Source organism: Pseudomonas serbiensis (assembly GCF_030580745.1).
Taxonomy (GTDB): domain Bacteria; phylum Pseudomonadota; class Gammaproteobacteria; order Pseudomonadales; family Pseudomonadaceae; genus Aquipseudomonas; species Aquipseudomonas serbiensis.
In genome coordinates this window covers 99,461-114,684 of the sequence record NZ_JAUQOO010000016.1, presented here as the reverse complement: position 1 = coordinate 114,684, position 15,224 = coordinate 99,461, and the positions used below count along the sequence as shown (strand labels likewise).

Here is a 15,224-nt window from a genome sequence, read left to right as displayed (position 1 = left end):
AGAGACCTGGCTTGGGTTAAGGCTCAAAATGCTCATGACATCCCTCTCAGCGAATACCAATAGATTCAAGTAGTTTCAATAGCTTTTCATTCAGTGCTTCAAAATCATCACGAGCAATATCAAACTGGTATAACAGTTCAGCACCCCCCGACAAAATCCGATTGCCTTCATATGTACTCAAACCACGAGTCACGTATACGACTTCGCTCCCCTTATCGACAAAGGTATAAATCACCCGACCGCGAACTTCGTATTTCGAGCGCCCCTTATTGATTGAAACAGGCTCGAAACCGCGCAAACCAACCTGTGAACGAGCAACGGGTATCTCGACGCGACGAATACGTACAATGACTTGATTACCTTGTGCCTTCCCGGGAGACACAATACTCATGTCATCGGTATTAACACCAAAAGTCACGACGCTCGAAGAGGTCGACTGCAAAATGTCACACGTCGCCGAGGAAACACTAAATTTCATTCGAGCAACGTCACAGCGACCCTCGTATGATTGAGAGGTCTCTGGAAGTAAAAGTACGACCAATAAGAAACAACAGCAAAACAGTAATAAAGAACGCTTCAAACTGCTCATCCTTGCTCTTGGCCACATAGAAATTTCTTCTACCGCTCCCTCAAACTCTCCGACGCATGCTGCTGCAACGGACTCAGGAAGTACTCAATCACCCGTCTCTTATTAGTCTTCACTTCCGCCGTCACCGCCATACCCGGCGACAACTTGATATCCGTGCCATTGATATTCAGCGTGTCGCTGTTAAGACGAATCTTGCTGCTGTAGATCAGCCCACGCTTTTCATCTTCGATGGCGTCACTGGAGACGCTGATGACTTCGCCTTCGATGGTGCCGTACTTGGTGAAGGTGAAGGTTTCGACTTTGACGGTGACGGGCTGGCCGGCGCGGACGAAGCCGACGTCCTTGTTTTCCAGCATGGCTTCCACTTCCACAGGCTGGCCATCGGGGACGAGGATCATCAGGGGTTGGGCGGGGGTGACGACGCCGCCGACGGTGTGGACGTTCAGTTGCTGAACGGTGCCGTCCACCGGGGCTTCGAGGGTGGTGAGGTCTTCCTGATAGCGGGCTTTGGTGAGGTCCTGGCTGAAGGCCGCGATTTTCTGGTCGGCCTGTTGCAGCAGGTCGAGCATGGCGCGGCGGGTCTGGGCTACGACGCCTTCGCGGCGGCGTTCGGCTTCCTGGCGGGCGGCGGTGGATTGCAGCACGCTGGCTTGCTGGACGCTGAGCTGGCGTTCGAGGTCGAGACGGGCCTGCTCCTTTTCCAGGTAGGCATGGCGTGCGATGTATTGCTTTTGCAGGAGGCTTTCGTAGTCGTTGGCCAGTTTGGTGGCGATGGGCAGGGTTTTCTGCAGGCTCGCGACCTGGATGCGGGCGGCCTGGATATCGGCCTGGCGTTGCTGGATCTCGGCTTCGACCAAGTCCAGGCTGCTGCGGTACTCCTGATATTGGCCTTGCAGCCAGCGCTCGGCGGCAAGCACGTGTTCGGGGTCGGCTTCGGGGATGGTGCCCGTCAGGTCCCGAGGCGGTTTGCGCTGGTTGATGGAGTCGAGCATGGCGGCAGCGCGGGCGCTGTCGATGCGGGCTGCCAGCAGGTCGCTGCGTACGCGGCCGACATCGGCATCGGCGGCGGTGGAGTCCAGTTCCAGCAGCAACTGGCCAGCCTTGACCGACTGTCCGTCACGCACATGAATCGCCTTGACCACCGCCGTCTCGCTGGACTGGATGGTTTTGGTCTTGCCGCTGGGGATGACCTTGCCGCTGGCGGTGGCCACTACATCGATCCGGCCCAGACAGGCCCAGAGCAATGCCAGTGTGGCAAAGGCCATGATCGCCCACATGAAGATCCGCGGCGCGGGGTGGCTGGGTTTGTCCTGCAACTCAAGGGCTGCGGGCAGGAATTGCACTTCATGGGCCAGACGCTTGGGCGCATCCATTTCATGACGGCGACGCCAGGACTGGCGCCATACCCGGCGATAACGTTGCAGCAGTCCGTTTGATTCGGCGTTAGACATGACCGCCTCCTTGCTGCAGGCGATGCAGACGTGAGTAATGGCCAGCCTGATGAGTCAGCAGTTCGGCGTGGGTACCTTGTTCGACGATCTGTCCGCGATCAACGACCACGATACGGTTGGCATCGCGCACCGCCGACAGCCTGTGAGCGATGATGATCACGGTGCGGCCTTTACAGATGGCCTGCATGTTTTGCTGGACGATGCGTTCGGACTCATAGTCCAGCGCACTGGTGGCTTCGTCGAAAATCAGGATGCGCGGGTTGCCCATCAAGGCCCGGGCGATGGCGATGCGTTGGCGTTGACCACCCGACAGCGAGGCCCCGTGCTCGCCGACCATGGTGTCGTAGCCTTCCGGCAGTTCCAGAATGAAGTCATGGGCCCCCGCCAGTCTGGCCATTTGCATGACGGTTTCCAGCGGCGCGCCGGCATCGCTCAGGGCGATGTTTTCGCGGATGCTGCGGTTGAACAGCATGTTGTCCTGCAGCACCACACCGATCTGTCGACGCAGCGAGGACACATCAGCCAGCGCCAGGTCCATGCCGTCCACCAGCACGCGACCACGCTCGGGTACATAAAGCCGCTGCAACAGGCGTGTCAGGGTACTTTTACCCGACCCCGAGCGACCCACTACGCCAATCACCTGGCCCGGCATGATGGTGAGGTTGATGCCGCGCAGGATCTCAGAACCGTCAGGGCGATAGCGGAAATGAACCTGATCGAACTCGATGCGGCCCTTGATGGGCGGCAAGGCGCTGCGAGTGGCCTGGGAAAGTTCGTTACGAGTGTTAAGGATGTCGCCCAAGCGCTGAACGGAGACACCAGTCTGCTGGAAGTTGGTCCACAGTTGCGCCAGACGCATGATCGGCTGGGCCACGCGCCCGGCCAGCATATTGAAGGCAATCAACTGGCCGACCGAAAGCTGGCCGTCGATCACCAATCGGGCGCCGAACCACAAGGTCGCGACGGTTACCAGCTTGCCGATCAGGGAGACGCTTTCGTTGGCAATGGTGGACAGGTTCTGGGTCTTGAAACCGGCAGCGACATAGCCTGCGAGCTGGTTGTCCCACTTGCGGATGGCCTGGGGCTCCACGGCCATGGACTTGAGGGTATCGATGCCGTTGACGGTTTCCACCAGAAACGCCTGGTTCTCGGCGCCGCGAGCAAAGCTGTCATTGAGGCGCTTACGCAGCACCGGGGTAATCAGCACCGACACCAGCACATACAAGGGCAGCGACAGCAAGACGATCAAGGTCAGCCAGCCGCTGTAGTAGAACATCACGGCGATGAAGACCACCGAGAACAGCACATCCAGCAGCAGGGTGATGGCGTTGCCGGTCAGGAAGTTGCGGATGTTTTCCAGCTCACGAACCCGCGCCACGGAATCCCCCACGCGACGTGCCTGAAAGTACGACAGCGGCAAGGTAATCAGGTGACGAAACAGTTTCGAGCCGAGTTCCACATCAATGCGGCTGGCGGTATGGGCGAAGACATAAGTGCGCAAGCCCGACAGCGCCGACTCGAACAGCATGACGCCAGCCAGACCGATGGCAATCACGTCGAGCGTCGTCAGGCCGTGATGCACCAGCACCTTATCCATCACCACCTGAAAGAACAGCGGCGTGATCAGGGAGAAAATCTGCAGGACGAAGGACACCAGCATCACTTCACCCAGCAACTTGCGATATTTGACGATGGCCGGGATGAACCAGGTGAAATCGAAACGGGAGGACTCGCCCGGTGTGCCGGCTTCCGAGCGGATCAGCACCAACTGGCCGGTCCAGCGTTCCTGCAAGGCCTCGAAGGTAATGACTTCAGGACGCTGGGCGAGAGGGTCATGGATCAGCGCATTGCCTTGGTCCAGACGCGCGATGATAAAGAAGCCGCCGTTGTTATCCGCCGCGATGGCAGGCAGTGGCGTGCGGTCCAGACGCTCTGTGCTGGTTTTGGCCACCTTGGCCTTGAGGCCGAGCTTGCGTGCAGCCAGCAGCAGGCTTTCCAGGGGCAGATTCTGGTCGGGGCTGCCGAACTCATGGGCGAGTTGATCAGGCGAAGCCGCCACCTGATGAAAGCGGGCAAGCATGACCAGCGAGGCCAGGCCAGTGTCGAGGCGCGGGGCGCTTTCGGGCACCGCAGTGCCCATTCCTGAATCGTTCATAGCGCTTCCCTGCCGACATGCCACTTGGATGGGCAAATCTGATCAAGTTGTTAAACAGTAGCAATAAGCCACTGTGACGAGTATCACACTTTTTGAAACTAATGTATCGACATCGTTACTTTTGAGCTACGCACCCTAAAAAACCTTGCTCAAAGCCCTGGCGGCAGAAAATCCCGGGCCGGGTCATAGTCCTGTTTCAGGTACAAAGCGAGCGCCTTGAGGTCATCGGGGCTGAGGGTGCCAGCCGCCTGTTTAAGCCTGAGATTGTCGAGAATGTAGTCATAACGGGCATCGTTGTAGTCACGGACTGCCGCGTACAACTGGCGCTGGGCATTGAGCACGTCAGCAATATTGCGCGAGCCGACATCCACACCGACCTGGTTGGCTTCCACGGACTTCTGGCCAGACACAATGCTTTGCCGGCGGGCCGTGATCTGCTCTATCCCGGCGTTGATACCGCGAAAGGCATTGCGCGTGTTCAACACCACTTCGCGGCGGCGGTCTTCCTGTTCGTCCTGGCTCTGATAAAGGCGCTCGGTGGACTCCTTGATCTGGGAGTTGGTCATCCCGCCCGAATAAAGGGGAATGCTGAGCTCAATGCCGATGCTGCTTTGTGCAACCTTGTCGCGATAACCGTTACTGCCAAAATCGGTAGGGTTGCTGTAGCCAAAACTGTCGTTGTCGCCCTTGCGATAGGAGGCCACGGCATCGATGGTCGGCGCATGCCCGGCCTTGCGTTGATTGAGCGTCTGCTCGGCGGCAGTGACCGCATGTTCGCTGGCTTGCAGCTCCAGGTTCTGCCGCACGGCGGTATCCACCCAGGCGCGGGCATCATTAGGAACAGGCGCTTCGACCGGCAGTTGATGGCCCATGCCGGCAATCGAGGTGTAAGTGTGTTTGGTCAGGCGCTCCAGTGCCTCATAGGCATCGTCCACTCTTCGCTGGACCTGCTGACGGTTGGCGCGGGCATTGTCATAGGCAGCCTGAGCGTCATACACGTCGGTGATGCTAGAAGCACCGTCTTCCAGACGACCCTGAGCCTGATCGCGCTGGCGCAACAGTGCAGCCTCTTCAGCCTGGGCAGCGGCAAAACCGTCCAGTTGGCGCAGGGTTTCAAAGTAGGCTTGAGCAGCCGTCAGCACCAGCGTCTGCTCTTGAGCGGAAAGCGTCAGTTCGGCCTGGCTCACGCTCGACTGTGCTGCTTTCAACTGGAACCAGCGATCGATACGGAACAACGGCTGGTTGAGGTTGGCACGAAAGGTCGTGCCGCTGCGCTCGCGATTCAGCGAGGGCTCATCCCGCTCCAGACGGGTTACTTCAGACGTCGCCCCGGCGGTCAGATTCGGAAGCAGTCCTGCCCGCGCCTGCGGAACCGCTTCGCGCTGGGCCTTGTAGGCATGGCGTGCAGCCGACAATTGCGCATCGCTGACTGCTGCGGCCTGATAAACACCTAGCAGATCCGCATGTTGCCCAGACAAATCACGTGATAAAGCCGAGCCGCTGTATGCACAGGCGCAGCACAGGATGACAAGGCCAAGAGAAAATGAGGGATTCATCTACGTTCCATGCAAGAAAGGAATTCCTGAGCGTCATTTAATTGGCTCGCCATGGGTTCGGCGTAAAAAGGAAAAGCTTTAGGTCGTAAAAACGGTATTTTTTAAAGCAGGCATCCATGCCCTCTTCCCTCCACAAAAAACTCTCGAAACACCTCAGTCTTTGTTTTTCACGTTCACATTTGGGCGCTAAGCTTGGGCCATGGATGACTCAGACTATTTACGCCTGCTCACGAGCCAGGCCGAACAAGCCAACTCCTTCCTTTCCAATGCGCGAAAGTGGGAGCGCGAGCGTTGGGTTTGTCAGCGGCTGCTGCAAGGCCTGAATATTTCCCATCGCCACGAAGACTTCCTGCCTGCGGGTCAGGAGCCTCCTGACGTGCTGTTTCGGGATGCCTGCTTCGAGGTGTTCTTTGTTCTGGATGAAGGGCGACGCCTCAATGATGAGTGGCGCGAGGAGCTGGAACGACGACGTAGCGCGTTCTCGCTGAGCCAGTTGGTACGACGGGAGGCCAAGCCCAAACGTATTCCGGCGTCAGAGCTACTGCGAAGGCTGGCGCCTACACTGCGCAAGAAAGCCAGTAATTACCGTGAGCGCGGCCTGAATCTGGGCGAGCTGGATATCATCGCTTTTGCCAGCCTCAAACGCGAAGTGCTGGACCTCAACAGCCACTTTCCACCACCGACTGAATACCTGCGCCAGGGCTGGCGCTCGTTGTCGCTGGTAGGCCCGACCTTCGCCCGAGTATTGTTTGCCCATCCGGATGCTCCGGATTTTCTGCGAACCAACCTGGGACGCAGTGTCGTCTTCGATGTTGGAATCAGTTTATGAGCCCCCTGCAAGAACTGCTGGCCGATGTGCCTCAACAAGGCCTGGTGCGCTGGATCGGCGTGCGTCCGCAGTCACGCCTCGACATGATCGAGCTGCAAGCCGTGGAAGCTCGTCGCGAAGCAGGATTGACCGGGGATCACTCGCGTCCCGGCCCCCGTAATGCTCGGCAGGTCACGCTGATTCAGTGGGAACATCTGGCGGTGGTCAGTTCACTGCTGGGTCGCCCTGTGGATAACCCCATCGTGCCGCAGGACCTGCGCCGCAACCTGGTCATCAGCGGCATCAACCTGTTCAGCCTCAAGGGCCGACGCTTCAGGGTCGGTCAGGCGATCCTGGAAACCACCGGCTGGTGCCAGCCCTGCGCCCGGCTTGAGCAACGCCTGGGGCATGGAACCTTCCAGGCTGTACGTGGCCATGGCGGAATTACTGCCCGAGTGATACAAAGTGGAATCATCCGACTGGACGATATGCTGCGAGTAGAACCCTTGGATCTGCCCGCGGTATAACGTACTGACAGCAGGCAACGTCTGCGAGAGGCAAAAATGAGCAGCCGTCTGAACCCGGACGACCAAAGACGTGTCCAACACTACCTCAACGCCCCCCAGCATCAAGTCGAGCGCAGGCCTTTTCGGCCATGGCTGCTCCTTGTTCTGGTGCTTGCCGTGGTCATCGGTCTGGGTCTGTTGAGCCGTTTACTGAGCTATCTGACGCTATGAGCAGCCTGGCGCTCGCGAAGATCGAGCTCTCACCCCCGAATTCCTTAAACCTTCCGAGTAATCCTTATGACTCATCGTATTGTCATCGTTGGCGGCGGCGCTGGCGGTCTGGAACTGGCGACCCGCCTGGGTAAAACCCTGGGCAAGAAAGGCACAGCCAGCGTGACGCTGGTAGACGCCAATCTGACTCACATCTGGAAACCCCTGTTGCACGAGGTTGCCGCCGGTTCGCTCAACTCTTATGAGGATGAGCTGAACTACGTGGCGCAGGCCAAGTGGAACAACTTCCAGTTTCAACTCGGGCGCATGACCGGGCTGGATCGTGAAAGCCGCCAGATTCACCTGGCCGCCACGCTGGACGAGAACGGCGCAGAACTGGTTCCGGCACGCAGCCTGGGTTACGACTCGCTGGTGCTGGCCGTGGGCAGTACCACCAATGATTTCGGCACCAAGGGCGCAGCCGAGCACTGCCTGTTCCTGGACAGTCGCAAACAGGCAGAACGCTTCCACCAGCAACTGCTCAACCACTACCTGCGCGCTCACGCAGGACAAGCCGACAGCGCTCAGGAAATCACCGTGGCCATCGTCGGCGCTGGCGCAACCGGTGTGGAACTGGCGGCAGAACTGCACAACGCCGCCCATGAGCTGGCGTCTTACGGACTGGGCCAGATCAAACCGGAAAACCTGCGAATCACAGTGATCGAAGCCGGCCCACGGGTGCTGCCCGCCTTGCCTGAGCGCATTGGTGCGCCGGTACATAAAACCCTGGAGAAGCTGGGCGTTACGGTTCTGACCAATGCATCAGTCAGCGAAGTGACTGCCGAAGGCCTGATCACGGCCAGCGGCCAGGTCATTCCGGCGGTCTTGAAGGTGTGGGCAGCGGGCATTCGGGCACCGGCTTTCCTGCATGAACTCGACGGGCTGGAAAGCAATCGCATCAACCAGTTGCAAGTGCTGCCGACTCTGCAAACCACGCGAGATGAAAACATCTTTGCCTTTGGCGACTGCGCTGCCTGTCCGCAAAAAGGCACCGACCGCAACGTTCCACCCCGCGCCCAGGCCGCTCATCAACAGGCGTCGTTGCTGGTCAAATCGCTGCGTCTGCGGATCGAGGGCAAGGAACTGCCGGAATACACCTACAAGGATTACGGCTCCCTGATCTCCCTGTCGAGCTTCTCGGCTGTGGGTAACCTGATGGGGAATCTGATGGGCAGCGTGATGCTTGAAGGCTGGCTGGCGCGGATGTTCTATATCTCGTTGTACCGCATGCACCAGATGGCGCTATATGGCACTTTCCGTACCTTGATGTTGATGCTCGGGAGCAAGATTGGTAAAGGGACCGAGCCAAGGATGAAGTTGCACTAAGCGTAAGCTGTAAGCTGTAAGCTGTAAAGTTTAAATAGGCGCCTGGAGGTTCAGGCGCTTATTTCGTACTTTTTCATTTTCGAATACAGTGTCGGGCGACTTATTCCCAGCGCCAGAGCGGCTTTGGAGACGTTGAAGTTCATGGCTTGCAGTGCAAGAAAAATGGCTTGTTTTTCGGCATCGTGCATCAAGGGCTGATCAAAGTCAGGGCGTATCGCCTGATGGGAAACAGCAGACTGCCTGACAAGCTCATTGACTTCATTAATATACTCTTCCTCGGACCTGAAGCGCCGGGGAGCATTGACAAGTTTCCGAACCACCCGCTTCAACTGTGAAATGTTTTCTTTCCAGTCCTGTTTTTTCAGAAGTTTGCAAAGACGAGCGGGAATAGCTGATCTTTTACCCTGCGTACTTTCCTCATTCCAGAAAAAGCTCGCATACAGCTCCACATCTTTTGGCCTTTTGCGCAAAGGTGGCAGCTCAAGATTATGACGACTCAATATCCCGAGCAGTTTTGGATGCAGCCTCTGCTCGTGAAGTACCACGTCCATCGCATCGGTTGTGGCCATGACAATCTTGAGCCCGGATGTTTTTCCATATGCTTTCAGGGCTTGAACAAGGTACAACTGTGTTGATACGGGAAGCACATCCACGCCATCAATAAACAAGGTTCGGTTATAGGCATCCTGAAGAATATCGGGATGAAATTCCCACCTGCCGGTTTGATCATCCGCGATGACATACGACAGGACCTTTTCCTTGAAATCCGAAACAGACAACCCAGGGCAGTCGATGACCAGCATACCTTTTTGGGTGCTTTCATCCACACCATGAATCGCTTGTGCAAAGGTGCTCTTTCCGGTGCCCGGCTCCCCAGAGATCAACACGACTTCGCTCAACCCGGCATAGTGCTTCGCAATATCCAGTGCGCTCAGAAAGAGCGTGGACGCTCCCACCAATGTATCGAACCCGATGCCTGACTCCCTCCTCAGACCTGGATCGGGAAGCGTGGGCGCTGTAGAAAACCTTCTGAATATATTTACAACGGAAACAATTCTGCCGTCATCATCTGCAATGGGTATGGCGGTATCCACCAGCGGAATCTCGTCTTCACCCCGCAGAATGACAACCTTCTTGTTTACATAACCACGCTTCTGCTTGAAGACATCACCAATGACAGGCTCAAACCCGAGAAGGTCGCGAAACTGGCGTTTCGCATCGTCTATCTTGAGAATCTTCTTCCCGGCGTCATTTATGTATTTGAGAAAACCTGACTGATCGAGGACGAGCAAGCCGTCTTCAATCAGCCCGCTCACAGCATCTCGCTCGCGGATGGACTGCCTGAGAAAGATTGAAAACTTGTTGAGCAGAATATTTTGCCCAAAGAAGTGAACACCGATACGGCCGACCACCGACAGGATATTTTCATCGACTTGCGCCCTGCCGTCTTTCTTGATGGAAACGACAAAAAACATATCGACTTGATCGGGCAATATCTTCCAGTACAGCAAATGCGCATGACTCTTGTCTGAGGGTAATACCCCTGAGCGCTCTTTCAGGTCTTGAGGCAGCACACTCGGAATATAAACCAGGCCACGAGACGCAACAACACTACTGTTATGATCATAAATGGCGAGCGAGAAACTGTACTCGCCAACAACAGGAACCAACACATCCCACACCAGGTTCAACTCATAATCAAAATCACAAGGCTCGCCGTGGCGCGATGCCCTCATTCCATTGATGCCCACTTCATAGCCTGCCATGTAGATTATCGCTCTCTTTCTACCATAAAATCACACCAGCCTGCAGGCCCGCTCAAATTCGGTTAATCCTTTACCGCTCAAGCACTGCGAAGATATGACCACCCCCACATAAATGTAAAGTTTTTTTACAACAATTCAAAAAACGCCCTTACCCCATTCTCTAAGAATAGAATCTTTTGTTATTTGCAAAGCATTAAAACGACTGATAGTTTACCGAGCATATTGTGGAATCTCCATACGCTGAACTTACCCGGCAGTATCAAGGGATATCTCGTTTCCCACCGTGGAGTTATTTCATGCTAGAAGCCAAAGAATTATATAAATTTTTTGGAGAGAAAATGGTATTGGACGGCGTCTCCATTTCACTTGAAAAAGGAAAGGTTCTGGCACTTTGCGGCCCCAGTGGCTGTGGAAAAAGTACTTTACTGCGGATCTTGAGCGGACTTGAGCCGTCCACTCGTGGCTCGGTTCTTCTTGGCGATACTCCCATCAACCGTGAAGCCTTGCGCAAACCTGAAGTACGTGGCCGTATTGGCTTTGTTTTCCAGCGCCCGGCGCTTTATCCCAATATGCGGGTGATGGAAAACATCACGCTGGCCTTGCGTAAAGTCAGGCAACTGTCTCATCAGGACGCGCAAGAGAAGGCTTATGAAGCCCTTTGCAAAGTTCGCCTTACCGACAAAAGCACGGCCTGGCCCGCTACGTTGTCCGGTGGCCAGGCTCAGCGCGCATCCATAGCCCGCGCGCTGGCGCTTGAGCCGGATGTACTGCTGCTGGATGAGCCCACTTCTGCTCTGGACCCGGAACTTGTCCATGAAGTGCTTGAAGTCATGCGCGGTCTGGCCCGCGGCGGGACAACGATGGCCGTGGCAACCCATGAGCTTGCCTTTGCCCGGGAAGTCGCTCATGAAGTGGCCTTTTTCGACCAGGGCAAAAACCTCGAAACACAACCTGCCGAGGACTTTTTCAGAAGCCCGCAAACGGATCGGGCCGCTCGGTTTATCGAAAGTATCCTACATCGCTAATAACGTATTAATAAAAACTCTCCGCCATACCGTTACAACACACTGACCTCTACCGATAGCGGCCAGTGAGAATGACTGTATTCCGAAACAACCTACTGGATACTTATATGGGGTATGCCTATGAAAACAAACTTGTTATGGGCAGGGATTCTGGCCATCTCCTCTTGTCTTTCTCTGCCAGCCGTCGCAGCCGAACCGGTATCGATACTGGATCAGGTCAAACAGCGCTCAAAGCTCGTTATCGGCGTAGACCCCAGCGCCCCGCCCATGGCGCAGATCGGCGCGGATGGTCAGAGCGTCGGTTTCGCACCGGATCTTGCCCGTGCCGTGGCTAAAGAGCTGAATGTGAGTGTCGAGTTCAAACCCATCTCCGGAGCCGTTCAGATTCCCGCCATCAAGAACGGCGACATCGATGCGATGTTCGGGTCGACCACACCCACTGTAAAACGTGAGCAGGTACTGGATTTCACCATCGTTTATAACTGGGACTATGTAGTGCCGCTGGTTCGGGCCGGTGACAGTGGCGATATCAAGACCTACACGCCACCCAAACGTGTTTCCACGTCCAAGAACAATTACGCGGCTCAACTCTTCAAAGACCTTGTGCCAACCGGCCAGGTGACGTTCTTTGACAACTACAGCGATGCCGTTGAAGCCCTGCGCTCCAATCAGACAGATGCCGTGCTGCTCAACAGTTTTTCAGCCAAGGCCTACGCCAAACGTTATGGCGACAGCCTGAAGATTGGCGAAGCATTCTTTACCGATCCACAGGCAATCATCGTGCGACAGAACGATTCACTCTGGCGTAATTATCTGAACCATACCATTCAGAAGATCTGGGCCCGTGGCGAGTTTGCCGAACTGTACGAAAAGCATTTTGGCTACAAACCTGAATTCACCCTCTGGTCTCAATACAGACTGCAGCCAGGTATCGAGAATTGATATCGTTCTGGGATGAGGCGAGCACTCTGTTCGCCTCGGCTTTTACCACGACTCTGCTTTTGGCCGTCATAAGCCTGGGCATTACTGCAATCCTCAGTGCGCCTGTCGCTCTGGCACTGCATGCCAGGTCTGCATGGGCCCGGGGATATGTAGACCTCGCGATGAAAGTCCCTTTGATCGTCAAACTTTTCGTGTGCTTTTATCTTCTGCAACTCAATCCACTGATATGCGGAGTCATTGCGCTTGTACTGCATCAAGTCGGGTATTGCGCCGAAATCCTGTCGGGAGGGCTGAGAGCCGTTCCCACCGAGTATGAAGACGCTGCTCTGAGTTCAGGTTTGTCATGGTCGAGAACCGCTTTTTCAATCCGGCTACCGGAAGCCTTGCGTCTGGTCGCTCCCTCGCTGGTACTGCAAACCGCAGAAATCATTAAAAACACCTCGATAGTCTCGCTCATTGGTGTTGTAGAACTCACCGGCGCATCGGAAACATTGCAGTCTCAAACCTTTGAATACTTGCGCGGTTTCCTCGCCGCAGCGGCCTCCTATGCAGTGCTGACACTCCCGATAATGGCCGCCGGCTATTTCATGGAAAAAAGATTACGGAGCAGGATATGAAAACCGTCCTGTCCATTATTGGCAGATACCGATTGCTGATCATCCTGGCTCTTTTTGGTGTATGGGCTCTGCTCGATCCGATCTGGAAAGAACTGGCTTCGTCCTGGCAGTTTTTTCTGGAGGGTCTTTATACGACAGCCATCTATTCCCTGGCAGGCGTAGTACTGGGTTTGCTCTTCGGTGGATTATTGGCAAGTCTGCGGCTTGCCGGAGGCCTTGCGGGTTTTATCGGGGGCTTCATTGTTGTAGCCACTCAAGCCGTGCCGCCGCTCTTCATTATCAGCGCAGCCTATCTGGTATCACCGGAGGTATTACCGTTCAGAGTGACACCCGCAACGGCCGCAGTCGTGGCACTGACCGTGATCGGGGGAAGCTATTATTGCGAAGCCCTGCGCAGTGCAATCGCGGGAGTCGAACAGCTACAGATCGAAGCCGCTGAAATCACCGGCCTGTCACGCAGAACAACATTGCTTCGCATCATATTGCCCCAGGCGCTTATCTCCTGCGTCCCGGCGCTGGGCGCGATCTCCATTGTGGTTTTCAAGCTGTCCACACTGCTTTATCCACTCGGAATTACCGACTTCTTCAGAACAACCGTACTGGTGAATAACCGGGTGGTTGCGCCTTGGCAGTGCTACGCACTTATTGCCGGTTTTTACTATGTCATGAGCGATGTTCTGCAGTGGGTCATCAACCGGATATCCGCACGCATTTCCGGCAATTCAACCCTGGAGCACGAGAACCAGAGCGCCAAAGTTGCCGTTAGTTGAAACCTCATACAAGGAGTAGACCATGACCACTCAACGCCAACTGCACCTGGCTGCATTCGGCGCTCTTGGGGGTAACCACATTGCCTCCTGGCGTCATCCGAAAGCCGACACTGCCCAGGTGCTCAGCGCCGCCTACTACAAAGACTTCGCCCGACTGGCCGAGCGAGGTCTTTTCGACCTGATCTTTTTCCCGGACATTCTGGCCGTCGCACAGGACCGGGATAAAGACGGCTTTAAAAACATTGCCAAGGGCATTCCCTTTCGGGCGGAACCTATCAGCACGCTCGCACTGATTGCCGGTGTAACGGAGCATATTGGTCTGGTGGGCACGGTATCGACAGCACACACGCAGCCCTTCAATGTTGCCCGCACCTTCGCCTGGCTGGATCATCTCAGCGGCGGGCGCGTCGGCTGGAATATCGTGACGACTGCCAGTGAAGCGGAGTCGCGCAACTTCGGGACAAGCCTGCCGCCCCATGACGAGCGGTACGCACGCGCTGAAGAGTTTGTCGCCGTGGTACGAAAGCTTTGGGACAGCTGGAAGGATGATGCCATTCTCGGCGACAAGGAGAACGCACGGTTTGCCGATCCGGCACGGGTGAATCCCGTCGGCCATGAAGGCCGGTTCTATAAGGTTGAAGGCCCGCTTAACGTACCTCGCTCACCTCAAGGCCATCCCGTGCTGTTCCAGGCTGGCGCTTCCAATGTCGGCAGAAGCTTTGCTGCCCAGACTGCCGATGCCGTGTTCTTTGCAGCTCAGACTCGCGAGGACGCGCAACGAATCGGCTCGGATATCCGTCGGCTGGCGCAGCTCCACGGGCGATCGGCCGAAGGGGTACGCCTGCTGCTGGGTGTTCTGGTTATTGTCGGTGAGACCGAAGAGCAGGCCCGTGAGAAACAGGCCGAGCTGGGGCGTTTGCTGGAACCCGAGGTGGGTAGAGCCCTGTTATTTGAACTCATTGGTGTCGACCTGTCTGACTGGCCGCTGGACGGCCCGTTTCCAGAACTCGATCCCGCGGCCGTTCCCGGTATTAAAAGCCGATATGAATTACTTCGGGACATGGCGAAACGTGAGCAGATGACGCTCAGGCAGGTCATCGAGCGCGTCGCCAGCGCGGCAGGTCATCTTGTAGTGGTGGGTAATCCACAGCAGGTAGCCGACCAATTGCTGGACTGGTTCGATGCGGGGATCGTGGATGGCTATGCGGTCATGTGGCCACATCTGCTGGGAGGCATGCAGGACTTCGTCGACCTGGTCATACCTGAACTGCAACGACGTAATGCTTACCGCACCGCTTACACGGGCAATACGCTGCGCTCGCACCTGGAGTTGCCCGATATCGACTTGCCGGCGTGAAGCCGGGGGCAAATGCCCGGCAAAGCAAAGCCCCATCTCAAGGCAGGTGGGGCTAAAAGGATTGGGTCAGATTTTTTGACCCGAGA

The 15,224-nt window shown here is 56.2% G+C and carries 14 protein-coding genes; 9 read left to right on the top strand and 5 right to left on the bottom strand.

Translation table 11 applies throughout. The features are described from left to right. Positions 1-46 precede the first annotated feature (46 nt). From Q6A51_RS19715 to Q6A51_RS19700, 4 genes are all read right to left on the bottom strand, one after another. On the bottom strand, positions 47-589 hold the full coding sequence (locus tag Q6A51_RS19715) for a hypothetical protein (RefSeq protein WP_304575526.1): 543 nt from the start codon (positions 587-589) through the stop codon (positions 47-49). Positions 590-618: 29 nt separating this feature from the next. Continuing rightward, on the bottom strand, positions 619-2,040 hold the full coding sequence (locus Q6A51_RS19710) for an HlyD family type I secretion periplasmic adaptor subunit (RefSeq protein WP_304575525.1): 1,422 nt from the start codon (positions 2,038-2,040) through the stop codon (positions 619-621). Next, entirely contained in the window at positions 2,033-4,195 is a 2,163-nt protein-coding gene (locus tag Q6A51_RS19705) for a type I secretion system permease/ATPase (protein ID WP_304575524.1), read from the bottom strand. The genes Q6A51_RS19710 and Q6A51_RS19705 overlap by 8 nt, the downstream gene beginning before the upstream one ends. Positions 4,196-4,344: 149 nt before the next feature. After that, a complete protein-coding gene (locus tag Q6A51_RS19700) occupies positions 4,345-5,751 on the bottom strand; it encodes a TolC family outer membrane protein (protein WP_304575523.1) in 1,407 nt (468 codons plus the stop codon). Positions 5,752-5,950: 199 nt separating this feature from the next. Here Q6A51_RS19700 and Q6A51_RS19695 point away from each other — a divergent pair, with 199 nt between their 5' ends. The 4 genes from Q6A51_RS19695 (at position 5,951) to Q6A51_RS19680 (ending at position 8,661) form a co-directional block, all read left to right on the top strand. Then, positions 5,951-6,580: a DUF1780 domain-containing protein gene (locus Q6A51_RS19695; protein ID WP_201006290.1), complete on the top strand. Its 630-nt coding sequence runs from the start codon at positions 5,951-5,953 to the stop codon at positions 6,578-6,580. After that, positions 6,577-7,086: an MOSC domain-containing protein gene (locus tag Q6A51_RS19690; protein ID WP_201006292.1), complete on the top strand. Its 510-nt coding sequence runs from the start codon at positions 6,577-6,579 to the stop codon at positions 7,084-7,086. Before Q6A51_RS19695 ends, Q6A51_RS19690 begins: the two co-directional genes overlap by 4 nt. Before the next feature lie 36 nt (positions 7,087-7,122). Then, positions 7,123-7,296, top strand: a complete 174-nt coding sequence (locus Q6A51_RS19685) for a DUF3094 family protein (protein WP_201006294.1) — start codon at positions 7,123-7,125, stop codon at positions 7,294-7,296. 66 nt (positions 7,297-7,362) lie between these two features. Then, complete coding sequence (locus Q6A51_RS19680) at positions 7,363-8,661, top strand: NAD(P)/FAD-dependent oxidoreductase (protein WP_201018749.1); 1,299 nt, start codon at positions 7,363-7,365, stop codon at positions 8,659-8,661. Positions 8,662-8,711: 50 nt separating this feature from the next. Here Q6A51_RS19680 and Q6A51_RS19675 read toward each other — a convergent pair whose 3' ends face one another. Further along, a complete protein-coding gene (locus Q6A51_RS19675; RefSeq protein ID WP_304575522.1) occupies positions 8,712-10,427 on the bottom strand; it encodes a sigma 54-interacting transcriptional regulator in 1,716 nt (571 codons plus the stop codon). Between the two features lie 296 nt (positions 10,428-10,723). Between Q6A51_RS19675 and Q6A51_RS19670 the strand changes: the two genes are divergently transcribed. The 5 genes from Q6A51_RS19670 to Q6A51_RS19650 all read left to right on the top strand — a co-directional run bounded on the left by Q6A51_RS19670 (position 10,724) and on the right by Q6A51_RS19650 (position 15,138). Further along, positions 10,724-11,452 carry an amino acid ABC transporter ATP-binding protein gene (locus tag Q6A51_RS19670; protein WP_304575521.1) on the top strand — a complete coding sequence of 243 codons (729 nt, stop codon included), beginning with the start codon at positions 10,724-10,726 and terminating at the stop codon, positions 11,450-11,452. Positions 11,453-11,572: 120 nt separating this feature from the next. Continuing rightward, positions 11,573-12,394 carry a substrate-binding periplasmic protein gene (locus Q6A51_RS19665; protein WP_201018746.1) on the top strand — a complete coding sequence of 274 codons (822 nt, stop codon included), beginning with the start codon at positions 11,573-11,575 and terminating at the stop codon, positions 12,392-12,394. After that, positions 12,391-13,011, top strand: a complete 621-nt coding sequence (locus Q6A51_RS19660) for an amino acid ABC transporter permease (RefSeq protein ID WP_201018745.1) — start codon at positions 12,391-12,393, stop codon at positions 13,009-13,011. Before Q6A51_RS19665 ends, Q6A51_RS19660 begins: the two co-directional genes overlap by 4 nt. Then, positions 13,008-13,781 carry an ABC transporter permease subunit gene (locus Q6A51_RS19655; RefSeq protein ID WP_304575520.1) on the top strand — a complete coding sequence of 258 codons (774 nt, stop codon included), beginning with the start codon at positions 13,008-13,010 and terminating at the stop codon, positions 13,779-13,781. Before Q6A51_RS19660 ends, Q6A51_RS19655 begins: the two co-directional genes overlap by 4 nt. A 22-nt stretch (positions 13,782-13,803) precedes the next feature. Continuing rightward, positions 13,804-15,138 (top strand): LLM class flavin-dependent oxidoreductase, encoded by a 1,335-nt coding sequence (locus tag Q6A51_RS19650; RefSeq protein ID WP_304575519.1) that lies wholly within the window; start codon positions 13,804-13,806, stop codon positions 15,136-15,138. Positions 15,139-15,224: the final 86 nt, after the last annotated feature.